Consider the following 22,804-nt stretch of genomic DNA (forward strand, 5'->3'; position numbering starts at 1 on the left):
ACTGCACTTTGAAGCTAGCATTCACCCGGTCTCAAAAAGCCGAACTATCCTGAAGTTCGTTTTAGCTATGTGTGTCGCTTTTCAGTAGCCTATCAGAAGCGAACAACAGTTCGGCTCTCGAGGCTCTTTCGAATTGAATGGATACTTGGATCCTCGATCAAATCGACTGCACTGTGACCCACTGAGGGCAGTCCTTGGTTGTCGTAGATATTGAACAGGACAATCTCATCCGGGGTCATTCTTGACTGATAAACCCAATCATGTGCGTCGCTCGCCGCCAGCCCCATAATGTGGCCGCGCCGATCCGGGTAAATCAGATCGATCAGAATCCAGTCTTCATTCGTGACGCTGGATGGGCGAACAAAACCAAGCGGCGCGCTATTGATAGGGTTTTCAACTGGGCGCCATACATTGATGAAGGCGTAGTGCCCCGTGCTCCATTCTGCGGCCTTGTCTGATCCCAGAATGTCTACCAGTCGCTTTTCCGCCCCCTCAGTGCTGTAGTCGCTATGGACATTCCGGGCTGGTTTGCGATCGGAATCGGGGTCATCAACCCTTAATGTGTGGTCGAAAACAACGACCTCTTTGGCACCCAGATGTTGGAAAAGCAACTCGGTCAATTCACGGTCATAAACCTGTTGCCAGTCGTTTCCATCGCCAAACGAAGTTACGTTGCTAGGTGATGTAACAAACGAGACGCCATCCGTTGCAAACGAAATCGCATCCTCTGATCCCCGCAGGTCTCGGAGCGAAATTTCCGTTGTAACAAGTTCTGGCGAGATCAGGTTTCCCGCGACACCACCAGCATCGATTTGAAACGCCTGCCTCGACGCACTGTGCACGTGATAATTGACAGTTGCAGCACCTGGCATAGCCTTCTCCTTTTTTAACATTTTTGATCCGCGACCCGACAAGCGATTTGAGTTCGCGTCGCGACCTTGTTTCGGCTGGACTCCAAGATACGCATTGAAGACGGAATAAAAATGGGTCATTAGAAGATAGATAATTCGGGTTTTGGATATAATGAGATGGATACGGAAAGCCTTCGCCTGTTTGTTCTTGCAGCTGAAAAGCTCAATATTAGCGCAGCAGGGCGCGAACTAGGTTTTGCACCGGCTGTAGCAAGCGCCCGGCTTGCCAAGCTCGAAAACACATTGGGTGCTGACTTGCTGCACCGCTCGACCCGTAAAGTTGCTTTATCATTGGAAGGTGCTGAATTTCTGCCCTACGCCCGCGAAATTCTGGCGCAAGAGAGTGCTGGGCGCGCCGCATTGGGGCAGGGACAATCTCAGCCCAAAGGAACACTGCGCTTTACTGCACCCAGCACTTTTGCACAGTTATACATCGCGCCAATCCTGCCAGAATTCCTCCTTAAGTACCCGGGGGTTAATCTCGACCTTCGTCTGTCCGACAGCCAGTTCAACCTGATTGAGGGCAGCTACGATTTGGCTATTCGGAACTCAGCGCTTGAAGATACCAGCCTCAAAGGCCGCAAGCTCGCTGACGACAATCGCGTACTTTGTGCCTCTCCTCAATATTTGGCCCAGCGTGGGGCACCGGCAGCACCATCCGATCTGGTAGATCATGATTTGATCGCATTCAGAGATCAGGAGCCGCGTCCTCTCACCGGTTCTAATGGCTCATCCGGAGAATTCGATCCCCGCGCGGCCCGTTGTCAGCTAACTTTTGATGATGGCCTCAGCCAAAAACTCGCCACGGTGGCTGGAGCAGGTATTTCAATGAATTCGCTTTGGAGCGTCCACCGTGAACTGTCGGAAGGCAGTCTTGTTCAGGTCCTGCCAGACTACCGGGTAACCGACGCATCTGTACTATGGCTTGTCTATCCGAAAGCAAATGTCTTGTCCGCTAAGGTTCGGGTTTTCATGGATTTCCTGTTGGACAGGATTGGACAGATGCCAAGTTGGGAAAGCATTTAGTCGTTTCGAAAAATCCATTCGCGGTTTCATGTTCTCAATCACCTCTGCCTGTCCTGTATGGCTAGAATATCCAGGTTCAGTGTGAGCGGTATTCCCCCATAAGCTAATTTATGTGAAACATGCTCCTGCGGACTTTTTCAAAGGCGACCCACTCCGTTTTAGCCCAATTCAGAGATACTTGATCCAGATTCTTTGACCGCAGCAACATCGAAGTATTTCGACCACCTCGTTTGCACTAAGGTTGAACTCTCTCGCGAGATCTGTGATCTGGACCGACCTAAAGCTGACAGCGTCCCGAACCAGTCTGCCGTCTTCAAAGGAGATAAACAAGTGGGACCGCGCAATGCTCCCAGTCGCGATGGTGGTGTTGAGGGCAGGTAAACCAGCGTAGCCCACCAGAACGCCATTGATCAGGCCATCGGCGACCCTGCCTCATAGCCGGTAACGGTTCGGCGGTTTCAGAACTTTGCCACTCTGCCAATGTTTCTTCGTTGGGTGTTTGTATTTGAAACCATAGCTGCGGTCGGCCACTGACATTCGACTAATGGAGCCCGTTGTTCATCCGCTGACCAATGTCACAAAGCGAGGCCTGCAATTTCATAAGATTCTACAGTTTAGTCTTGCAATAAAATTTCATGCGATGCTAAGAAGGATTCGTGAAAATAATTTTCTCGAAGGGAGGAGCCCATGAAACTTTTGACTTTGCTCAAAGCAGCGGTGGCCGGAGGAACGGTCATTGGTGCGGCAAGTTCCGCGTTTGCTGAAGATCGCGTCTATTACTATGCATCCCAACTTCTGGGTCACCCTTATCTGCTCGATAACCATCTTGGCATGCGCTATGCGGCCGATAAGTTCGGTGTAGAGATCCGCACCACCGGCCCCCAGGGCTGGGATCCTGCAGGTCATGCCGAAGCAGTCGAGCAAGCGATCGCCAAAGAACCTGATGGGATCATCACATCGCTTTGGGAGCCAGGTGCGGTTCCTGCAATCAAACGAGCGATGGACCAAGGCATTCCCGTCGTTGTTATCGAAGCGACCGTCGATGACCACGGCGCGATGACCTTTATTGGTTTGGACAACTATCAATCCGGCGTGGAACAGGCCAAAGAGTTGATCCGTCTCGCGGGAACCGAAGGTGCTTATGTTGCAAGTGGGAACTGGGGCGCGTCCAACACTGACGCAAAGATCACGGGCTTTACCGATTACGTCACCGCTAATTCCAATTGGCAGGAAGCCGGGCGCGTTGACGACAAAGCCAATACGGCAGATGCTATTGAAGCTGGTAAGGCGATCTTCAACACCTATGAGGACATCGACGCCATTGTTGGCTTCGACGCTTCATCGGGCACCGGAATATGTCTGGCGGCAGAGGAACTTGGCCTTGATATCGCTGACCTCGCGGTGGTGGTCAACGATCGGGAAGCTCCGGTTCTTGAGTGTATCGCGGATGGTGTGATCGACAGCTCGATCATTAACAAGACTGCATTGGAAAGCTTCATGGCGATCCAAATCCTCGAAGCTTTCAACGATGCGAATGTTGGTTTGGCTGGTGTACCGATCTCGGCAGACAATACAGCATCCGGCATCACCTCGGCACCCGAGGTCATCTATATGGGTGCCCAGGTCATCAATGCAGAAAACGTTGGGTCGTTCATGCATGAGAACATCCCCCAGTACGACTGAGGAGAACAAGTCCTGCGCGCAGGAAGTTGCCAGCGCGTGGGACCAAGCCCTGCTTCGCGGAGGAAAAGATGCCAGATCTTGTCGAACTCAGGCATGTGTCCAAGTCCTACGGGCCGGTTCAGGCGCTGAAGGATGTGAGTTTCTCCATACGCGCCGGTGAAGTCCACGCGCTCCTTGGCGAGAACGGGGCGGGCAAAAGCACGACAATGCGTGTGGTGCGAGGTGAGACCGCCCCTTCGAAGGGCGAGGTGGTTGTGGTCGGTCAAACGCTGACGCGGTTCTCTCCAGCCGTTTCTGATGATCTCGGTATCGCGATGGTTCACCAGGAACTGGCGATCTTTAATGGCTTGACCGTCGCCGAGAACCTCGCCCCCGACTTGCCTACACGCAACCGGGCCGGTTTTGTAAACCGAAAGGCACTGAATGAATTTGCAACTGCCAAGCTCAATCTTTTCAATTTAAATATTGCGCCGGATCAGCTGATGTCCTCACTGACAACCGGGCAGAAGCAGATTGTAGAGATCCTCCGGACCATTTCTGAGAGCCGCCGCCTGATCATACTTGATGAGCCAACGTCCAGCCTGAATGCGCAGGAAACGGAAACTTTGTTAGATCTCATCAAGTCACTGCGGGCGGAAGGTAAAAGTGTTTTGTTTGTCTCGCACCGGATCCCGGAAGTCCTCGAGATCAGTGATCGGATAACCGTGCTGCGAGACGGAGAGTACATTGAGACGCTGGAGAATGCGGGTCTGACCGAGGCGGACTTGGTGCGACGCATGGTTGGGCGTGACATGGGCGAGCTGCATAGGCGCCGAGCGTCAAGCGGCGCAAACCGGGACATCGTTGCCTTTGGCGCCAAAGGGTTGTCAGGTGTTGGCGGCCTCAACGACGTAACTCTAGATTTGTACCAGGGCGAGGTCTTGGGGGTTTTCGGTCTGGAAGGTTCGGGGGCGAGTGAGCTTTCCCGCCTTCTCTTTGGGCGTGATGTTCCGGCCGCGGGAACCCTGCACGTGAAGGAAAACGTCGTTCCCAACCCTACGCCGCTCAAGATGATCGACGCAGGGGTCACCTACTTATCGCCAGACCGCTCTGAATCCGGGTTGTTTAAATACCGGGCATTGACGGACAACATTACCGCGCCTGTCCTGTCTCGGCTCAGCCGTATGGGGTTGATCCGGCGCGCGAAGGTGCAAGATACGTCCCGGGCGTATTCGGACCGATTTGAGATCAAGGCGGGCGGGTTGGCCAGCACGCCCGCATCGCTTAGTGGCGGCAATCAGCAGAAAGTGATGATGGCCGCTTGTCTGACGCCAGATCCAGATGTGGTGATCGTCAATGAACCAACCAGAGGCGTAGACGTTGGTGCCAAGGCCGAGATGCACCGCAAGTTGATTGAGTTGGCCGAAAACGGCACCAGCGTGATGGTGTTTTCCTCCGAACTTCCAGAACTCGTGAGCCTCTGCGACCGCGTGATCGTCATGCGGAGCAATCGCATTGTCGGCGAATTGCGTGGAAATGAAATCACCGAAGATAGTGCGATGACGCTGGCCGCTGGCAGCGCCGTGCACTGAGGGGAAGATACATGGCTTCAACCGACCAATCCATAATCGAGCCTTTCAATCTCCGCGGATTTGCCGCCTCCGGCGGTATTCTCGTTGCAGTGGTGCTTTTGCTGTTTGTCTTCCTCGCGGTCACAAAGGCTCAGTTTTCTGCCTACAACAATCTCTACTCCCTTGCTTTCGCGCTTTCGATCGACGCGATTGCGATTTTTGGATTCACCTATGTGATGGTGCTCGGGGAGATCGATCTGTCGGTAGGTGCCGTCTACGCGCTGGCCGGAACACTGACAGGGTGGCTTCTCAAGGTGGGTGGGCTGGACCTTTATCCCGCGATCTTTCTGGCGCTCTGCGTTGCAACCGCTGTCGGGTTTGCCAATGGTTTTCTGGTAACCCGGTTCAAGGTCAATTCCTTGATGTTAACAATCGGCACTTTGATCCTTGTTCAAGGGGTCGTCGGTGTCCTGGCCACCGATTTGGTTGGGGGCGTTTATCCGCGAGATTTCAGGCTTTTGGCAAAGACCCGTTGGTTCGGAATAAGTGCAACAATCATTGTCGCGGGTTTTGCACTTGCCGTACTTGTGTTCCTGCAACTGCGCTCATCGCTGTTCCGCAAGATGTATCTGGTTGGAGAAAATTCAGAGACGGCGCGTATCTATGGCATCCGAACTGACGCATTCAAGCTTTGGGCATTTGTTGCGTCGGCCTTTTTCGCCGGGGTCGGAGGGGTCCTGACCGCATCTCGTTTAACCCATGCGAGCACCGATATGGGGGTTGGCCTGGAATTCACTTATGTCACGGCGGCCATCTTGGGGGGTGCCAGTCTATATGGAGGGCGTGGTGGTGTCGGAGGCTCGGTGCTGGGCCTACTCTTTCTTGCGCTGATCCTGAATGGCCTCGTCATGTACAACGTCAACCCGCTTGCCCAACAGGTCGCCATTGGTGTGCTGCTGATTTGCGCAGTGTTGGTCGACATAATCATGAACAAGAAGGAGGGCGCGTGATGTCTGCTGAAACAGTGGCGACACCCAAGACTGTTCCCGCACAATCAATAACGCTAAGCCGCTTGCTTGCACAGCCCGAGGTGCCAGCCGGTATTGTGGTTGCAGTGCTGCTTCTGGTTTTGATGTTTGGCAGTCCCTTTTTTCTGAACGCGAACAACCTCGCCTCCCTGCAAACCAGCATTGGACCAATGGTTCTTCTGGCAATTGGCATGACAGCGCTTTTTGTGACCGGCACATTCGACCTGTCGATCGGGGCCACCATGGCTTTGGCCGGTCTCGTGGCGACATGGCTTCTTTCTGCGGGTCTGCCTTGGCAAATGGCCATGATCGGCGGTGTCGGTGTTGGAGCAATTGTCGGAGTATTCAACGGCGTGTTGGTGTCTTATGTCGGGTTGAACCCGTTGATTGTGACCCTTGGGGCGCTGTATGTACTGCGTGGTTTGGTTGACCTGATGATCGGAGGCGGTCGTCCACAGCCTTGGATGTATGTGTCAGGTCCCGAGGTTGATCCAGGCTTTTATGCGTTTGGATCGCTGCATATCGGACCGCTTCACATTATTCTCCTTTTGGCGATTGTCTTGGCGCTTGGCGCAGATGTCATATTGCGCCGCCATCCGATTGGGCGCCGCCACTATCTTGCTGGTGACAATCCGGATGCGGCGCGGTCATTGGGTATACCGGTGCGTCGACTTCAGTTGGCAGGTTTCGTTTTGTGCGGTGTTTTGGCCGCGATAGCCGGTATGTTCATCGCCGCGCGAACCGGTTTGGCCAGTCGTCATATTGGCTCTGGCGTGGAGTTGCAGATCATCATTGCCTGTCTCGTAGGCGGAGCCAGCATCGCGGGAGGGCGCGGCTCGGTGCTTGGGTCTGTTTTGGGTGTGCTGTTCATCACGCTGGTCAATAACGCATTCAACCTATTTGAGGTTGCTGCGGAATGGCAAAAGGTTGTCGTTGGCTCAGTTCTGATTTCTGTTGTTGTGTCCGATGGTTGGCGTTCTCTACGCCGAGCACGGCGGGGGAAGTAAATTTCGAGGCCGGCACAAGTTAGAAAATAATTTTTTCAGTTTTATTGCAGAATAAAATTTTGCGCGATAAGCTGATTGTGAAAAGAATCGCGTTTCATTCGATGGAGACAAGAACGGTGACAGAGCAAGACATCATCCAGCGCATCAACGCAGCACGGCTTTTGCCTGTGGTAGTCCTGGAGAGAGCTGAAGATGCCGTGCCGCTGGCGAAGGCTCTGCTTGCGGGTGGGTTGGACGTTGCAGAAGTCACTTTTCGAACAGCAGCGGCTAAGGATTCCATACACGCCATCGCACAAGCCGTCCCGGAGATCCTTTTGGGGGCAGGCACGGTCACGAACGTAGATCAGTTGGATGCCGCCGCCGAGGCGGGCGCAACTTTCATCGTGACCCCAGGGTTCAACCCTGACGTTGTCCGCCACGCGCAATCCAAGGGAATTCCGATTGTTCCAGGGATCAACAATCCAACCGGTGTCGAGCAGGCAATGTCGCACGGGTTGAAAGTTGTCAAATTCTTCCCCGCCGAACCAACGGGCGGAGTTCCATTCCTCAAAGCGTTGACGGGGCCCTATGGCGACATGCGGTTCGTTCCCACCGGGGGCGTCAACGCGCGGAATGTGTCGGACTACCTTGGGATATCGCAAGTGGTTGCTTGCGGTGGATCCTGGATGGTTGATCCCAAGCTGATCGCCGCCGGGAAATTTGACGAAATCAGAAAATTGACGGCCGCAGCCTTAAGCGCTGCTCGTGCTGCCTGAACAGAGTTCAAGTTCTTCAAGAAAAGGAAACATCATGTCGATAAATGGAAATGGCAGACGCGCTCCAATGACGCTTGAGGGCAAGGTCAGCATCATCACCGGCGCGGCTTCGGGGATCGGAGAAGAGGTGGCCCGCGTCTATGCAGACGCCGGATGCAAAATTGCGATGGTGGATTTTGATAAGGAACGTCTTGATCGCGTCGCTAAGGAAATCGCAGCCGAAGGCGGGGATGTTCTGCCAATCTACGCTGATGTCACAGAAGAAGAGACGGTCCGCGCGTTTTTCAAACAGGTGCATGAAAAGTGGGGCAAGATCGATGTCCTGGTCAATTCGGCCGGGCGCGACAGCCTGGCGCCTCCGCTGAACGAAGTGACGCTGGAGGAATGGAACAAGACCATCGGGCCAAACCTGACGGCCGTGTTCCTCTGCTGCCGCGAGGCTTTCATCTACATGGAACCGCAGGGCGGCGGACGCATCATTAACATGGGATCGTCTTCAACCCGAGTTGCATCGGGACCCGGCCACAGCCCTTACCGAGCTTCCAAACACGGTATGATAGGTTTCTCGAAGAACATCCTGTTGGATGGTGAGAAGAAGAATATCGGTGTCACGGTACTGAACCCGAGCCATGTGAAAACTCCGATGACCGAGATCATCGACAAGGGTCTCTATGACGGTGACTTGAAGGCCTACACAGACGGTTGGCTGGACGAGAAAGAACTGAAGGAAGGCATCCATGCCTCGTGCATCGACGTGGAAAACGTAGGCTGGTTGGCACTCTACGTTGCGACACGTACACCCGACGTCACGATCCCGACGATCTCGCTCTATCCCACGCACAAGGTGCACCGCTACGGGATGGAGGTCTGAACCAGTGAAGGCGGCTGTTTTCAGAGGGGTCGGCACGGTCACGCTCGATGAGCGCGAGATGCCTGCAATCAGCGCTGCGGAAGTGTTGGTCAAGGTGCATGCCGCATCGATTTGCGGCACCGATCTGAAGATTATGCGCGGTGGCCATTTCCGGGTCGGCCCTGATGAAACACGCGTTCTGGGTCACGAGCTTGCCGGGGACATTGTGGCGGTTGGCGATCATGTTGCCCATTGGAAGGTTGGTCAGCGAGTTTCGGTTGTTCCCAATATCGGCTGCGGGCACTGCGACATGTGCCGCAAAGGGCTGAACAATATGTGCCCGAAATACGATGCCTTTGGTATCAACATCGACGGCGGTTTTCAGCAATATATGATTGTGACGCCGGCCGCGCTTTATGGTGGCAACCTCTTCGAAATTCCTCGCAGTCTTGACTATGAAGCTGCCGCCTTGGTCGAGCCGCTGTCGTGCTGTTTCAACGCATGGAAAGATTTACACGTTACGCCAGAGGATCGTGTATTGATCCTGGGTACGGGACCGATCGCCGCTCTCTTCCTGCAACTCGCCCGTTCTTACGGCGCGCGACAGGTGATCGTCGTGGGACGTCGAGACAGCCGGTTGCGTGAGATTGCGGGGCAGGGGGCCACAAACACGGTCAACTCTGCGGAAGTTGATGTGCACGACGAGGTTATGCGGATCACAGGCGGACATGGGGTGGATGTTGCATTGACCTGCGCACCCGCGCCAGAGCTGCAAGGCGTAGCTCTAGGATTGCTTGCCCGCTACGGCCGGATGAACTTCTTTTCTGGTCTGACCAAAGGCAGCACAGTCGATCTGGATACAAACAAGGTGCACTATTGGGGACTGACTCTTCTGGGCAGCACCGGGTCTAGCGTTGAGGACTACGCACGCTCGTTAAAGCTGGTCGAAAGTAATCAGATCGACGTGACATCCATCGTGTCCCATCGTTTCGGCATGAATGACGCCATCGCGGGTTTCGATCACGCACTGACCGGCAAGGGCATGAAAACACTTATACTTCCGCAAGAGGCAAGCGCATGATGAAGGCTGCAGTTCTCCACGCCCCGGCTGATCTCCGGGTTGAAGACGTTCCGGTTCCCAAGGACTTGGGAGACAACGAGGTACTCGTCAAGGTGGCTGCCTGTGGCATCTGCGGCTCAGATATCGGTCGCGTTATGGTCACGGGGACATATAGTTTCCCAACGATACCAGGGCACGAATTCGCAGGGGTCGTGGAAGAGATCGGTACCGAGGTCTCGCATCTGAAGCCCGGGGACAAAGTTGCCGTTGCACCGTTGATGCCCTGCGGGACCTGTGATGACTGCGCGCGCGGGAATTACTCCTTGTGCGAGAATTACAACTTCCTGGGCTCTCGTACCGATGGCGCTTTTGCGCAGTATCTCAAGGCCCCTGCACAAAATGTCCTAAAGGTTCCGGACAATGTCAGCCTCGAGGTCGCTGCGACCATCGAACCGGCGGCCATTATCCTTCATGGTATCCATAAGGTGGACCTAAGCCTGGGCGATGCCGTGGTTGTCGTGGGATGCGGTGCGCTCGGGTATTTTGCCCTTCAGCTCGCCAAGCTGTCCGGCGCGCAGCCCCTGATTGCCGTGGATGTTGATGAGGAAAAGCTCGAACTGGCGCGACGGGTCGGAGCGGACGTCTGCATCAATCCTGCTCAGACTGATGCGCTTGCGGCAATCAAGCAGGCGACAAAGGGCCGGGGCGTTGCACTGGCGCTGGAAGCGGCCGGAAATGACGCAGGGCGAGACTTGTCTATCCTGTCCTGCGCGAAACAGGGCAAAGTCGTGCTCTATGGGACGGCCTATGGGGATGTAACTTTCTCCAAAGCGGCGTTCGACAAAGTTGTGCGCGAAGAGGTTGAAGTGATTGGCTCGTGGAATTCTTACTCTGTGCCGTTTCCGGGCAAAGAGTGGTTCGACATCATGGGTTTGCTTGAAGCTGGACGTCTGGATGTTGAGCCGCTGATCACGCATCGAGCTTCTCTGGATGAAGCGCCAGAGATCTTTCGCAAACTGAAAGATCGTAGCTTTGGGCCGTATCACAAGATTCTGTTCAAGCCGAACACTTGAAGGCAAGAGCGAGGGAGGGCGATATGACTGACAAGAAATATGTGCTGGCACTGGACGAAGGGACGTCAAGCGCCCGCGCCATTCTATTTGACAAAGCCGGGGAAGTCGCGGCCATCGGTCAGCAGGAATTTCGTCAGATTTACCCTCAACCGGGTTGGGTTGAACATGATCCTCGCGAGATTTGGACAACGCAGCTGGCAGTCATTCAGGAAGCCATGAAGTCGGCTAATGCCAATCCAGCAGAGATTGCCTCCATTGGAATAACCAACCAACGCGAAACCGTGGTGATCTGGGACCGCAAAACCAGCCGTCCCATTTACAATGCCCTGGTTTGGCAGGATCGCCGTACGGCAGACGTGTGTGACGGGCTCAAGGCGCGGGGGCTTGAGGAAGCGATCCGCAAAAAGACCGGACTTGTTGTGGACGCCTATTTTTCAGGAACCAAAATTGCCTGGATCCTCGACAACGTGGAAGGCGCGCGGGAGCGGGCCGAACGGGGCGAATTAGCTGCAGGCACCATCGACAGTTGGTTGATCTGGAAGCTCACCGGTGGAGTGCATGCCACGGATGTCTCGAATGCATCGCGGACGCAGTTAATGGATATCCGGACCTGTGAATGGGACGAGGAGTTGATGCGCGAATTGCGGGTGCCGCGCGCGATATTGCCGGACATAAAAGACAGCTCTGAAGTGTACGGAACCACACATCCGAATGTCTTTGACGGTGCGGAGATCCCGGTTGCCTCTGCCATCGGGGATCAACAAGGCGCGCTCTTTGGTCAGGCTTGTTTTGAGCCGGGCATGGTCAAGGCGACCTACGGCACCGGTGGTTCACTTATGATGAACGTCGGCGAAGAGGTGAAATACTCCGAGAACGGCCTGCTGACGACAGTTGCCTGTCGCGTGAATGGCAAAACTCAATACGCGGTCGAAGGTCTGCTCTTTACAGTCGGCTCGGTCATTCAATGGCTTCGCGACGAAATGAAAATCCTTCACAACGCCGCCGAGAGTGAAGTCTCGGCAAACAACGTTGATGACACAAATGGTGTTTATGTTGTTCCGGCATTCACAGGCCTTTCGGCGCCGCATTGGGATCAATATGCGCGGGGCACGATTGTTGGCATCACTCGAGGGGCCAACCGCGATCACATCGTGCGGGCGTCGCTGGAAAGCATGGCCTACCAGATCCGAGACGTCATCACCTGCATGGAGAAGGACACAGGGATCACGCTTGCCGACCTCAAGGTCGACGGGGGCGCGGCCATGAATAATTTCGTCATGCAGTTTCAGGCTGACATGCTGGATGTCTCAGTGCTCCGACCCAAGATCGTCGACACCACGGCACGCGGCGCTGCCTTCCTCGCGGGTCTTGCAGTCGGATTCTGGGAAACCACAGACGACCTACGCGCGACATTCACACTGGACAGGCAATTCGATCCACAGATGGACCGGACGCAAGCCGATGAGCTGTACGCGGGTTGGACCCGTGCCGTTGAGCGATCGCGCGACTGGGCCGAACACGAATAGGAAAAACAATGACCAACTACGCCGTTGCAACGCGCCGAACGATGTACTTCATTGGCGTGACCACGACCAAATCGTCCATCATGAAGGTGTTTCCTGCTTGGGCGGATCATTTGGGGTTGAACGCCGAACTTAAGGGCATCGACTTTGTGCCGAACTCGGACCACGACGCTTATCGCGGTGCTGTTTCTTTTATCAAGTCGGATCCCTTGTCGCTTGGGGCGCTTGTGACGACCCATAAGGTCAATCTTCTGAAAGCCTCGCGCGATCTATTTGATGATCTCGATCCTTATGCACAGACTTTACACGAGATTTCATCGATCTCGAAACGGGGTGACCGGCTGGCGGGCCATGCAAAGGATCCCATCAGTGCCGGTGCCGCGTATGAGGCGATTGTCACAGACGGTCATTGGCTAAAAACCGGCGGTGAAATGCTGATCCTTGGGTCTGGCGGTTCGTCATTGGCGCTGACGCTTTATCTACATAACAAAGCCGCAGAAGGCGGCGATGTGCCAGGCAAGATCATCGTCACCGCCCGGCGCGACGCTAGCCTCGACGAGATGCGCACCGTTCATGGCAATATCGGGTTCAGCATTCCAATCGAATACCGGCTGGCTCCGACCCCATCGGAAGCCGATGTGGTTGTCTCGGAATTGCCGAAAGGCTCAATGGTGATCAACGCCACTGGGCTTGGCAAAGACGGCCCCGGGTCACCTGTCTCAGATGCGGTGAGCTACCCCGAGGACGCTCTGATCTGGGAGTTTAACTACCGTGGCGATCTGGTCTTTCTCGATCAGGCAGACGCGCAGGCAGAGGCGAAAAACCTCACCGTGGTCGATGGCTGGGTCTATTTCATCCACGGCTGGACGCGTGTGATCGCCGAGGTTTTCGACATCGATATCCCCATGTCCGGACCGGCTTTTGAAGAGCTGAGCCGGATCGCGAAAGAAGCGACTTCCTGAAAGGATAATTCCATGAACGATATGACACCCACACTGTTTGATTTCGACGTCGAAACTGGCGCGTCCAAAACCGCAGAGCCGATTGCACGCCCTTTGTCGACCCTCAAGGGCTACTTTGCTGACGAGGACGCTTTCAACGCAGCGGTCACGGCAGATGATGCCATGGTCTATGAGTATTTTGACATGGGCGTTCCGGAGACCAGCGGTAATGTTGCCTATGGCACCACCCGTATCCGTCCCGGCAAAATCGGTGAGGAATACTACATGACCAAGGGTCACTTCCATACCGTGCTGGACACCGCCGAAGTATACTACTGCCTCTCCGGCAATGGTGGAATGATGATGGAGACGCCTGAAGGCAGGGTCGAATGGCGTGAGATGAAGAAAGGCGATGCGGTTTACGTGCCGGGTCGCTGGGCGCATCGATCAATCAACATTTCTGACAGCGAGGACTTTGTGATGTTCTTCGCCTTCCCGGGGCACGCCGGTCACGACTATGGAACGATCGAAACCAAGGGTTTCCGTAAACTGCTGGTGGAACGCGATGGCAAACCCACGCTGATCGATAATCCGCGCTGGCAAGGATAGCCTCCAAGGTATTCAGATGACATCTAAAATTGCAATCACGCCGCGCTCGCTTTCGGGCGCGGGCCATCCCGCTTTGTCTTTGCTGACTGATCAGGGATATGAGCTTGTCTTTCCCGCACCGGGGCAGACACCTTCCGAGGATGCGCTGTTGTCTTCAGTGCCGGGTTGCGTCGGCTGGCTGGCCGGAGTGGAGCAGATTCCGGCTCGGGTTCTTGATCAGGCAGACGGATTGCGCGTGATCAGCCGCAACGGAGTTGGCGTGAACAACATCGACCTGGCCGCTGCCCAACGCCACGGCATTGCCATTGAACGTGCCGCAGGAACCAATGCGCGCGGCGTGGCAGAGCTTGCCATTGCGCTCATGTTGGCGGGGTTCCGTCATGTACCATGGTCCGACGCTATGCTGCATCAGGGCAAGTGGGAACGCCGCAAAGGGGTTGAAGCCGAAGACCGCGTGCTGGGTGTCATTGGCTGCGGTGCCATCGGCCAGACCGTGGCGCGTATTGCCATCGGTTTGGGAATGAAGGTCCTGGGACATGATCCCTATCCTCCGCAAGGTTTTTCACCGGAAGGCTATCGGCAGGCATCTTTGGACGAGGTATTTGAAAGGTCAGACGCCATAACTTTGCATTGCCCGCCTTCAGAAAATCCTTTGATCGATGCAAGTGTCATTGCACGTTTGAAGTCCGGCGTCCTGATCATCAATACCGCACGAGCTGAACTCCTTGACGACGCGGCGGTTCTGGCGGGATTGGAGAGCGAGAAAGTCTCATGTCTTGCGACGGATGTGTTCCGGGAAGAACCTCCAGAGCTGTCCAACCTTTTGTCGCACGACCGAGTGATCATGACCCCTCATGCCGGTGGGTTCACTGAGGAAAGCGTTACGCGCGCCACAGAAACCGCCGTGTACAATTTGCTGAAAGTTTTGGAGCAATGAGTATCACGAGCGATCCTTGGCCCTCTCCCGATACGCTGGGCTGCCCAAGCTCGGGGGCAGCTGTCTGGTGGTTGGGGCAGGCGGGTTTCCTGATCGAAATGGGTGGGTTGCGGATCGTGATCGACGCTTATCTGTCGGATTCCCTGGCAGAAAAATACAAGGGTCAAAAGTTCCCACATTTCCGAATGACCCAAACTCCTGTTGGACCCGGCGATTTGGAAGGCATTGATTGGTTACTTTGCACCCACGGGCACACCGATCATATGGACCCGGGCACTATTCCTCCGCTCCTTGCGGCAAACCCGGAGGCGAAGGTCGTGGTGCCCAGATCGGAGGTCGCGCGCGCCACGGAACGTGGAGTTTCGCAAGATTGTTTGGTTGCCGTCAATGACGGTGAGTGGTTGGACTTGGGCGGCGTGACGCTGTTTGCTACGCCAGCGGCTCATGAAACGTTGAGCCGCGACGGCCAGGGGAACGCGCAATTTCTGGGCTACGCCCTAAGAGGTCCAGACGCGACGATCTGGCATTCCGGAGATACCATTCCTTTTCCAGGGCTGGTCGAATCGGTTGCTCCTCTCTTGGTTGATCTTGTCCTCTTACCTGTGAACGGCCGCGATAAAGTCCGCGCAAGCAATGGTGTGCCCGGAAACCTCACTTTGGAAGAGGCTGTTGCGTTGACCGAGGAGGTTGGGGCAGGGTCCATGCTGGGGCACCATTTAGATCTGTTCGACTTCAACACACTCGACCGAGACGTTGGACAAAAATGGCTAAGCAAAAACGCTGACTGTTCGCGTGTGCGTCTTGTGGAATTGGGGAAACGTTATGTTGTGAGGTCCAAGTCAGCCGGGACACCTCGAAAGATCCTGGCGATTTGCCGTGGCAACATTTGCAGGTCGCCGTTGGCAGAGGGCATTTTGGCAGATTTGTTGAAGCATCGTTCGGACTGGGTTGTGGACAGCGCGGCAATCAAGAATTGGAATGTGGGGTGTGCGCCAGACAAACGCTCGATCAACATCGCGAAAACTCATGGGTTGGACCTAACGAGGCAGCGCGCCCGGCAAATCACTTCTGCGGACTTTCGTGACTTCGACCTGATCCTGGCGATGGACGCGGACAATTGTACCGCGCTTGCCGAGATCGCACCCGTGGATGCAACGGCACGTGTTTTGAGACTTGGTGACTTGATCCGCCCAGGTCAACGCCACGATATTGCGGACCCATATGATTTTGGCGAGGCAGAGTTTGAAAAATGTTTCGCAGAAATATCAACAGCTTGTGTTCAACTCGCAAAGAGAATTTGATTTTATTTGTCTTCAAAAAGAAGGAAATTCTTTACAAACTATGACTAATGGAACAGAATTTTACGAAATCTGGTGAAGGGAATCGCCAGAAGGTGAGATCAAAGTTCAACTGGAGGAGAACGACATGAACCTGAGACAGACCTTGCTGACGAGTGTTGCTTTTGTGGGCATCGCAGGTGGTGCTTGGGCCGAAGACATGTGTGACTATGCGGCCCCCACGGCCCTGAACGAAGGTGCGCAAGCCGCAACCGGTACGATCCAGAATGACCAAGACGGAATTACGATCGCCTATCTGCCGATGGGAACCGAATTTAACTACCACATCGCGCTCGGCGAAGGCATCACTGACGTCACTGAAACACGCGACGGAGTTGATAGCTTCTTGTTGTCGCCCTATTCCGGAGGTGATCTGGCAGGTCAAATGGGCATGCTGCAGGATGTGACGGCCCGTGACGATGTCGATGCCATTATCCTGATCAGCTTTGACGAAAGTGCGTTGGCGCCCCTGGTTGAAGAGGCGGTAAACGCTGGCAAGGCCGTCGTCATCATTAACTCTGACATCCCGGACTTTCCGACACCGGTACATGGCGTTGTTGGTGTAAACCAGCGGGCTGTAAATCACGCCTTGGCCGATTGGGCCATGGAGCAGGCCGATGGCGCAGCGCGAAAGGTCGGTGTGCTCGACGGCGAGCCGGGATATCTGGCGACTGAACGGGCCGGTGGTTTTGCCGACGGAATTGAAGGCACTAACTGGGAGCTCGTTGCGCGCATCAATGGTGGCTGGAGCGTCGAAAAAGGCAACACTGCGGCGATGGACCTGATCCAGGCAAATCCTGGGGTTGAAGTGATCTACGCCTCGAACGACTACATGGCTTTGGGCGCTGTCTTGGCCACCCAAGCTCTTGGTCGGGATGATATCTCCATTCTGGGCTACGACGGGGATACAGGCGCGCTTGAGGACATTGCGGCGGGAGGTATGACGGCCACGTCTGATACTTCGCCCGTCATCATGGGCCGCAAGGCAGCCTGCTTTGTGCTCGACCTGATCGAAGGGAAGAGCGAGGGCGGATATGTGAATACGCCGACACGGATCGTGCATGAAGGCAATGCAGTTCAGGTTCTGCAAGCACCTGAAGACCTCTTCCCCCTGCCGTCCAAGGATTATTGATACCTCCCCAACTGAGTCGGGGGCGGGAAACCGCCCCCGTTTTTTGAAGGAGGCTTCCAATGCAAGATCAATCCCCACTTTGGGAACTCGAAGGGATCACCAAAACTTTTCCCGGTGTTCGCGCGAATGACGGAATCTCGATCCGCCTGCATGCAGGTGAGATTCATGCGCTACTAGGCGAAAACGGCTGTGGTAAGTCGACGCTGATCAAGATTCTGTCCGGCGTGCATCAGCCAGACGCCGGTACGATCCGCAGGCGCGGCGATGTGGTCCAACTCACCAGTCCAATCCAAGCAAGAGGGCAAGGCGTTGCGACCGTATTTCAAGAGTTCTCTCTCGCCCCTACGTTGACAGTGGCAGAAAATATATTTCTTGGCCGTTATCCACGGCGGGGGCCGTTGGTCAACTGGCCACTCATGAAACGTGAAGCGGCTGAGGTCTTGGGTTCGCTCGATATCGCAATTGCTCCGGACCGCATTGTTGGAACATTGTCGGTGGCCGAGCAGCAATTGGTCGAAATCGCCAAAGCGATCTCTATCGATGCAACGCTGCTCATTCTGGATGAACCATCCACCGCGCTCGGCGAGCAAGAGATTATCGCTCTCCATCAGCTTCTACGGCGCATGAAGGATCGCGGCGTGTCGATCCTTTACATCTCCCACAGGTTGGATGAGGTGGTTTCATTGGTCGACTCAGCCACGATTTTGAAGGATGGCAAGGTCGTCTCAACCGCCAATGGTACCAATCTGGACGTCGATGAGATCGTTTCCAAGATGGTGGGAGAGGATATCGACGAACACTATCCCAAACAGAACAATGCGACCAACACCGTTCTATTTTCCGCGCGGAACCTGTCGACGGATAACGGCGTGAGAGACGTCAGTTTTGATGTGCATGCCGGAGAAGTCTACGGATTGGGCGGTGTCATCGGATCCGGACGGACTGAAATTGCCCGCGCAATCTTTGGCGTTGATCCGTTGACAAGCGGCAAGGTTAGTATCGACGGGAAGACACTGCGGATCCGCAACCCGCAGGATGCAATTCGCGCAGGATTGGCGTTGGTACCGGAGAACCGCAAGTTCGACGGGCTTTTCTTCAACTTCAATGGCGGCCCCAACATGACCGCAGCGGCGCTGGACAAAATCCGCGGCCAGTTTCTGCTAAAAAAACGCACTGAGGCAGACGTCGCACAAGACTACATTGATCAGCTCGAGATCTCGCCTGCAGCGGCCAGGAAATTCGTCAATCTGCTGTCAGGTGGCAATCAGCAAAAGATCGTCATAGCTCGGTGGCTCTTTGCCGACAGCCGGGTGCTGATCCTGGATGAGCCAACTCAGGGCATCGATATCGGTGCCAAGATCGCCGTTTACAATCTGATCAATGCGCTGACAGCGCGTGGTTACGCCGTGATCCTTATCAGCTCGGATCATAACGAGCTGATCGCGATGTCCGATCGTATCGGCATCATCCGCGAAGGCTCCCTCGTCGAGACCATGCCTGCAGCGCGCGTGACACACACCCATCTGGTTCAGGCATCCGCACAGGAACTGACCCATGATGCGGCCTAAGGAGGAATGACATGAGTGAGTCAAGTTTTCTTGGACGTCTGGCACGTCAGGAGTTCATTGGGCCGCTAATCGCACTTCTACTGATTGTGGTAATCGTAGCCGCGACCACGCCCGCATTTTTGGAGCCGCAAAACTTTCGCAATATCGCGCTGCAAGTGTCCATCCTGTCAATTGTGGCAATTGGGTCGACCATTGTAATCATCACCGGTGGCATCGATCTGTCACCGGGCTCGATGATTGCACTGCTTACCATGTGTCTTGCGGTTTTCATCAAGACCTATGGGCTCTCGCTTTGGGTCGCGATTCCTCTTACCTTGCTGATCGGCTGTGGGCTGGGCGTCATCAACGGCATTCTCGTAGCCTATGTCGGTATTCCAGCCTTCATTGTAACCCTTGCCGGACTATCAGCGTTCAAGGGTCTTGCCCTAACCCTAAATGGTGGCACTCCTGCCTTTTCACTGTCACCGGAATTGCGCGAAGTGTTCTATGGCACTTTCCTGGGCTTGCCGCTGCCATTTTACTACGTGGTCGGCGCCTATACGCTTTTCACCATCATCATGGAGCACACCCGGTTAGGAAGAGAGATCTATGCAGTTGGTGGGAATGAATCTGCGGCGCGACTCTCAGGGATCAATGTTGCCCGTGTGCGGTTGATCGCATTTGTGTTTGCGGCGCTCTGTGCGGCAGTTGGTGCTGTGCTTCTTTCATCACGTTTGAACTCTGGTTCACCGAATTATGGCACCTTGATTGAATTGCAGGCAATTGCGGCGGCCGTGGTTGGTGGCGCCAGCTTGGCCGGGGGCAGGGGGCGCGTGATCTCAACTTTGATAGGAGCGCTGATCATCATCGTGGTGCAAAACGGTCTTAACCTAAATGCGGTTACCACCTCGATGCAAAGCTTGACCATCGGTCTGATCATTCTGGTCGCAGTCGGTGTAGATGTCTGGCGGAGTCGAATAGGCGCATCGATCGCGGGGTTTCTGAATGCCAAGACAAAGGAAGTGTAAGCCATGGATTTCGGGGTTAAAGGAAAAGTCGTCATCGTTACAGGCGGTGCAACTGGAATTGGCAGGGCAATCGCCCAGACCTTCCACGACGAGGGTGCCACCGTCATCATTAACGGTCGGACGCAGTCGAAGCTGGACTCTGCCTGCGCCGAGATTGGTCAACGTGCGCACGGGTTAGTTGCCGATTTGCGCAGTGCCAAAGGGGCAGCGGATCTCTTTGAGTTCGCCAAAGCACATGGAGCTGTGAAGTTCTTGGTGAACAACATTGGCGTGTTCGATGTGAACGACTTTTTCGAGGTCAGCGATGACCGTTGGATGGAGTATTTTGATCACAACATCATGACGTCTGTCCGGATCAGCCGTTTGGTGCTGAGGGATATGCTAGATCGGAACTCCGGAAGCATCGTTTTCATTGCTTCCGAAGCCGCAATCCGGTCGATCGGTAATATGGTGCCCTATTCCACTACAAAATCTGCGATGCTTGGCCTCAGCCGTTCACTATCCGAATTAACACGCGGCACTGATGTGCGTGTGACGAGTTACATGCCTGGCACAACCGCAACGGAGTCGGTGATGGGCTACTTCGAAGGTTTGGCTAATGATCAGGGCACTACGATCGAGGCTGCTTTAAAAGACTTCTACCGTGACGTACAGCCCGGCAATCTGCCGCAAAAACTAATTGACCCAGCAATGCATGGGCGCGGCGTTCTGCAACTGGCCACAAATGCGGCGATGAACGGGGTCTGCCATCGGGCCGACGGCGGTACAATCCGTTCGATTTTTGGGTAAGGGAAAAAGATGAGCAAGATTGGCATTCATAGTCTTGTTTTCGGAGACACCTGGACCGAGGAAGCCGCGCAGAGGGCAACAGGTATTGCGGCCGAGATCGGTTACGATCTGTTTGAGGTGCTGATTTTTGATCCCGAGGCGCTGGATACCGGAATGACGGGCCAGGTCGTCAAAGACGCTGGGCTTGAGTTGCGACTTGGTATGGCCCTTAGTCAGGGCGCGGATATTTCCAGCACCAATCCAGAAATTGCCAAAGCCGGCGAAGCAACCGTTGCACGTTGCCTGGAAATAGCAAGCGACCTCCGCGTGCCGGCGGTCAGTGGGATCACTTACGCGGCCTTCAACAACTACACAGCGCCGCCAACCAATGCACAAAGAGCCGCTGTTATGGCAGCATTGGCACGTCTGGACAAATTGGCGGGCAATCTGGGTGTCAAGCTCGGACTCGAGCCGGTAAATCGATATGAATCAAACATGATCAACAGCCTGGACCAGGCTGGTGATATGATCCGGTCAATCGATGCGGCCAACATGTTTATTCATATGGATACGTTCCACATGAACATTGAAGAAGCGGATTTGCCGTCTGTTATTTCGCGGAACGCCGATCTTTTGGGTTACGCCCATGTCGCGGAAAACCATCGTGGCCTTCTCGGGACCGGCAATTTTAATTGGAGTGTATATTTCCGCGCCTTAGCAGATGTGGGTTATTCCGGCGATTTTACCGTTGAAAGCTTCTCACCCGAAGTCCTCGGCCCCGACCTGGTTGGAGGGGTCAGCCTGTGGCGGAAGGGTTGGCTCGACGCGAAAGACGCCGCCACTTCGGCCCACGCTGTTGTTAAATCACATATGCAGACCGCGGAATTGTCTGTTTCTCCTTGGAATAAATGAGGATGCAATAAAATTTTCTTTCGTGCTACATGTTCGACAGCAAAGTCCGGCATGAGGAAAGAATGGAACCGAACAAGGACGATCATATGGATGGTGCGCACTCAACCGGGATTTTGAGCCGGATTCGCTATATGTCTGCATATCTCAACCCGGCCTTGCGCCGTATTGCAGAGCAGGTTCTGAAAAAACCGGAAAAAGTGAAGTCGATGTCGATCAAGGAGCTGGCCACAATCTGCGACGTGTCGGAATCTACGGTTACCCGTTTCGTGCGGGAAATTGATGTGTCGAGTTTCCAGCAGTTCAAAATCCTGATTGCAGAAGAGCTGTCGCAGTCTCAGGCGACCGAGACCTCCGGATCAGATCGGCACGTTTATGAAGATATTTCCGAAACGGACGATTCAAAAGCGATCATCGACAAGGTATCTGCGCGTTATGCCATGACTGTTCAGGACACTATGGCCGGGTCGCATTCTGGACAATTTGAGGCCGCGGTTGCGGCAATCGAGGAAGCAGATACGCTTTCGTTTTTTGCCATGGGCTCGTCCATGATATGCGTTGAAAACGCATTGATGCGGTTCATGCGCGTCGGCAAGAGCTGTCAGTTCTTTCGCGATCTTGGTGTTCGTCAGATTTCGACAGCATCGCTTGGCCCCCACAACCTGGCGATTGGTATTTCTAATTCCGGTCGCACAATTTCGACTGTAGATGCACTCAAAGCCGCACGAGAACAAGGCGCAAGAACGCTGTGTATAACGAGCTTCACTGATAGCCCCATTGTGAAATACTCAGATATCAAACTGTTCACGCCAACGGTTACAGGAGCGACAGGCACGGCAGACTACCATGAGTCTATGGTCTCCAAAATTGCGCAACTTCAGATGATCGACATTTTGTATTCGATCTACGCAGTGAAAAACTTCGGAAGTGCCATGGAGGGTTTGGAGAAGACGTCAAACGTCACATCTGTTACGCGGTACTAGCGCGACGCCGAGCGGTTCCGTTGCAAACTTTCGGCCATTGACGCTTTCGGAAATAGCGAGTGAATGACTCGTCGGTCGTATCAAGTCGAAAGCCAGCTCATGATTTCCTTCAAAGGTGCACAGTATCCGAAAGATGTGATCCTATTC

Annotated in this window: 21 protein-coding genes; 20 read left to right on the forward strand and 1 reads right to left on the reverse strand. The window is 54.6% G+C overall.

Going from position 1 to position 22,804, the window contains the following annotated elements:
* Nucleotides 1-92: 92 nt before the first annotated feature.
* A complete protein-coding gene (locus tag ACR0K1_RS23545) occupies nucleotides 93-992 on the reverse strand; it encodes a CmcJ/NvfI family oxidoreductase (RefSeq protein ID WP_480852061.1) in 900 nt (299 codons plus the stop codon).
* 36 nt (nucleotides 993-1,028) lie between these two features.
* On the opposite strand from ACR0K1_RS23545, the gene ACR0K1_RS23550 reads away from it, so the two are divergent.
* The 20 genes from ACR0K1_RS23550 (at nucleotide 1,029) to ACR0K1_RS23645 (ending at nucleotide 22,657) form a co-directional block, all read left to right on the forward strand.
* On the forward strand, nucleotides 1,029-1,937 hold the full coding sequence (locus ACR0K1_RS23550; RefSeq protein WP_480616121.1) for a LysR family transcriptional regulator: 909 nt from the start codon (nucleotides 1,029-1,031) through the stop codon (nucleotides 1,935-1,937).
* Nucleotides 1,938-2,624: 687 nt separating this feature from the next.
* Nucleotides 2,625-3,620 carry a substrate-binding domain-containing protein gene (locus ACR0K1_RS23555; RefSeq protein ID WP_480616119.1) on the forward strand — a complete coding sequence of 332 codons (996 nt, stop codon included), beginning with the start codon at nucleotides 2,625-2,627 and terminating at the stop codon, nucleotides 3,618-3,620.
* Nucleotides 3,621-3,688: 68 nt separating this feature from the next.
* Complete coding sequence (locus tag ACR0K1_RS23560; RefSeq protein WP_480852062.1) at nucleotides 3,689-5,191, forward strand: sugar ABC transporter ATP-binding protein; 1,503 nt, start codon at nucleotides 3,689-3,691, stop codon at nucleotides 5,189-5,191.
* An 11-nt stretch (nucleotides 5,192-5,202) separates the two neighbouring features.
* Nucleotides 5,203-6,180 (forward strand): ABC transporter permease, encoded by a 978-nt coding sequence (locus ACR0K1_RS23565; protein WP_480852063.1) that lies wholly within the window; start codon nucleotides 5,203-5,205, stop codon nucleotides 6,178-6,180.
* Nucleotides 6,180-7,205, forward strand: a complete 1,026-nt coding sequence (locus tag ACR0K1_RS23570) for an ABC transporter permease (protein WP_480852064.1) — start codon at nucleotides 6,180-6,182, stop codon at nucleotides 7,203-7,205. Before ACR0K1_RS23565 ends, ACR0K1_RS23570 begins: the two co-directional genes overlap by 1 nt.
* A 59-nt stretch (nucleotides 7,206-7,264) precedes the next feature.
* Nucleotides 7,265-7,960, forward strand: coding sequence for a bifunctional 4-hydroxy-2-oxoglutarate aldolase/2-dehydro-3-deoxy-phosphogluconate aldolase (locus ACR0K1_RS23575; protein WP_480852065.1), 696 nt, complete (start codon nucleotides 7,265-7,267; stop codon nucleotides 7,958-7,960).
* Nucleotides 7,961-7,994: 34 nt separating this feature from the next.
* Nucleotides 7,995-8,831: an SDR family oxidoreductase gene (locus ACR0K1_RS23580; protein ID WP_170386406.1), complete on the forward strand. Its 837-nt coding sequence runs from the start codon at nucleotides 7,995-7,997 to the stop codon at nucleotides 8,829-8,831.
* Between the two features lie 4 nt (nucleotides 8,832-8,835).
* Nucleotides 8,836-9,891, forward strand: a complete 1,056-nt coding sequence (locus ACR0K1_RS23585; RefSeq protein ID WP_480852066.1) for a zinc-dependent dehydrogenase — start codon at nucleotides 8,836-8,838, stop codon at nucleotides 9,889-9,891.
* Complete coding sequence (locus ACR0K1_RS23590) at nucleotides 9,888-10,943, forward strand: galactitol-1-phosphate 5-dehydrogenase (protein WP_480852067.1); 1,056 nt, start codon at nucleotides 9,888-9,890, stop codon at nucleotides 10,941-10,943. Before ACR0K1_RS23585 ends, ACR0K1_RS23590 begins: the two co-directional genes overlap by 4 nt.
* A 23-nt stretch (nucleotides 10,944-10,966) precedes the next feature.
* Nucleotides 10,967-12,469: a glycerol kinase GlpK gene (glpK, locus tag ACR0K1_RS23595; RefSeq protein WP_480852068.1), complete on the forward strand. Its 1,503-nt coding sequence runs from the start codon at nucleotides 10,967-10,969 to the stop codon at nucleotides 12,467-12,469.
* Between the two features lie 8 nt (nucleotides 12,470-12,477).
* Nucleotides 12,478-13,428: a shikimate dehydrogenase family protein gene (locus ACR0K1_RS23600; protein ID WP_480852069.1), complete on the forward strand. Its 951-nt coding sequence runs from the start codon at nucleotides 12,478-12,480 to the stop codon at nucleotides 13,426-13,428.
* 12 nt (nucleotides 13,429-13,440) lie between these two features.
* The gene (locus tag ACR0K1_RS23605) at nucleotides 13,441-14,016 is read left to right on the forward strand and encodes a glucose-6-phosphate isomerase (protein WP_480852070.1); all 576 of its coding nucleotides are present in this window, start codon (nucleotides 13,441-13,443) and stop codon (nucleotides 14,014-14,016) included.
* Nucleotides 14,017-14,032: 16 nt separating this feature from the next.
* Nucleotides 14,033-14,953: a phosphoglycerate dehydrogenase gene (locus tag ACR0K1_RS23610; protein ID WP_480852071.1), complete on the forward strand. Its 921-nt coding sequence runs from the start codon at nucleotides 14,033-14,035 to the stop codon at nucleotides 14,951-14,953.
* The gene (locus tag ACR0K1_RS23615) at nucleotides 14,950-16,254 is read left to right on the forward strand and encodes an arsenate reductase/protein-tyrosine-phosphatase family protein (RefSeq protein WP_480852072.1); all 1,305 of its coding nucleotides are present in this window, start codon (nucleotides 14,950-14,952) and stop codon (nucleotides 16,252-16,254) included. Before ACR0K1_RS23610 ends, ACR0K1_RS23615 begins: the two co-directional genes overlap by 4 nt.
* 124 nt (nucleotides 16,255-16,378) lie before the next feature.
* On the forward strand, nucleotides 16,379-17,422 hold the full coding sequence (locus tag ACR0K1_RS23620; RefSeq protein ID WP_480852073.1) for a sugar ABC transporter substrate-binding protein: 1,044 nt from the start codon (nucleotides 16,379-16,381) through the stop codon (nucleotides 17,420-17,422).
* A gap of 59 nt (nucleotides 17,423-17,481) precedes the next feature.
* Nucleotides 17,482-18,990 carry a sugar ABC transporter ATP-binding protein gene (locus ACR0K1_RS23625; RefSeq protein WP_480852074.1) on the forward strand — a complete coding sequence of 503 codons (1,509 nt, stop codon included), beginning with the start codon at nucleotides 17,482-17,484 and terminating at the stop codon, nucleotides 18,988-18,990.
* An 11-nt stretch (nucleotides 18,991-19,001) separates the two neighbouring features.
* Nucleotides 19,002-19,997 carry an ABC transporter permease gene (locus tag ACR0K1_RS23630; protein ID WP_480852075.1) on the forward strand — a complete coding sequence of 332 codons (996 nt, stop codon included), beginning with the start codon at nucleotides 19,002-19,004 and terminating at the stop codon, nucleotides 19,995-19,997.
* 3 nt (nucleotides 19,998-20,000) lie between these two features.
* Complete coding sequence (locus tag ACR0K1_RS23635) at nucleotides 20,001-20,786, forward strand: SDR family NAD(P)-dependent oxidoreductase (protein WP_480852076.1); 786 nt, start codon at nucleotides 20,001-20,003, stop codon at nucleotides 20,784-20,786.
* A gap of 9 nt (nucleotides 20,787-20,795) precedes the next feature.
* Nucleotides 20,796-21,677, forward strand: coding sequence for a sugar phosphate isomerase/epimerase family protein (locus ACR0K1_RS23640; RefSeq protein ID WP_480852077.1), 882 nt, complete (start codon nucleotides 20,796-20,798; stop codon nucleotides 21,675-21,677).
* A 62-nt stretch (nucleotides 21,678-21,739) separates the two neighbouring features.
* The gene (locus ACR0K1_RS23645; RefSeq protein WP_480616088.1) at nucleotides 21,740-22,657 is read left to right on the forward strand and encodes a MurR/RpiR family transcriptional regulator; all 918 of its coding nucleotides are present in this window, start codon (nucleotides 21,740-21,742) and stop codon (nucleotides 22,655-22,657) included.
* Nucleotides 22,658-22,804: the final 147 nt, after the last annotated feature.

The organism is Ruegeria sp. F5 (genome assembly GCF_056533845.1).

Coding starts and splice junctions, on each gene's coding strand:
- ACR0K1_RS23610 (WP_480852071.1), top strand. CDS start 14,033: ATGACATCTAAAATTGCAATCACGCCGCGCTCGCTTTCGGGCGCGGGC.
- ACR0K1_RS23615 (WP_480852072.1), top strand. CDS start 14,950: ATGAGTATCACGAGCGATCCTTGGCCCTCTCCCGATACGCTGGGCTGC.
- ACR0K1_RS23605 (WP_480852070.1), top strand. CDS start 13,441: ATGAACGATATGACACCCACACTGTTTGATTTCGACGTCGAAACTGGC.
- ACR0K1_RS23630 (WP_480852075.1), top strand. CDS start 19,002: ATGAGTGAGTCAAGTTTTCTTGGACGTCTGGCACGTCAGGAGTTCATT.
- ACR0K1_RS23620 (WP_480852073.1), top strand. CDS start 16,379: ATGAACCTGAGACAGACCTTGCTGACGAGTGTTGCTTTTGTGGGCATC.
- ACR0K1_RS23635 (WP_480852076.1), top strand. CDS start 20,001: ATGGATTTCGGGGTTAAAGGAAAAGTCGTCATCGTTACAGGCGGTGCA.
- ACR0K1_RS23640 (WP_480852077.1), top strand. CDS start 20,796: ATGAGCAAGATTGGCATTCATAGTCTTGTTTTCGGAGACACCTGGACC.
- ACR0K1_RS23590 (WP_480852067.1), top strand. CDS start 9,888: ATGATGAAGGCTGCAGTTCTCCACGCCCCGGCTGATCTCCGGGTTGAA.
- ACR0K1_RS23645 (WP_480616088.1), top strand. CDS start 21,740: ATGGAACCGAACAAGGACGATCATATGGATGGTGCGCACTCAACCGGG.
- ACR0K1_RS23560 (WP_480852062.1), top strand. CDS start 3,689: ATGCCAGATCTTGTCGAACTCAGGCATGTGTCCAAGTCCTACGGGCCG.
- ACR0K1_RS23545 (WP_480852061.1), bottom strand. CDS start 992: ATGACCCATTTTTATTCCGTCTTCAATGCGTATCTTGGAGTCCAGCCG.
- ACR0K1_RS23550 (WP_480616121.1), top strand. CDS start 1,029: ATGGATACGGAAAGCCTTCGCCTGTTTGTTCTTGCAGCTGAAAAGCTC.
- ACR0K1_RS23570 (WP_480852064.1), top strand. CDS start 6,180: ATGTCTGCTGAAACAGTGGCGACACCCAAGACTGTTCCCGCACAATCA.
- ACR0K1_RS23565 (WP_480852063.1), top strand. CDS start 5,203: ATGGCTTCAACCGACCAATCCATAATCGAGCCTTTCAATCTCCGCGGA.
- ACR0K1_RS23625 (WP_480852074.1), top strand. CDS start 17,482: ATGCAAGATCAATCCCCACTTTGGGAACTCGAAGGGATCACCAAAACT.
- ACR0K1_RS23580 (WP_170386406.1), top strand. CDS start 7,995: ATGTCGATAAATGGAAATGGCAGACGCGCTCCAATGACGCTTGAGGGC.
- ACR0K1_RS23600 (WP_480852069.1), top strand. CDS start 12,478: ATGACCAACTACGCCGTTGCAACGCGCCGAACGATGTACTTCATTGGC.
- glpK (WP_480852068.1), top strand. CDS start 10,967: ATGACTGACAAGAAATATGTGCTGGCACTGGACGAAGGGACGTCAAGC.
- ACR0K1_RS23555 (WP_480616119.1), top strand. CDS start 2,625: ATGAAACTTTTGACTTTGCTCAAAGCAGCGGTGGCCGGAGGAACGGTC.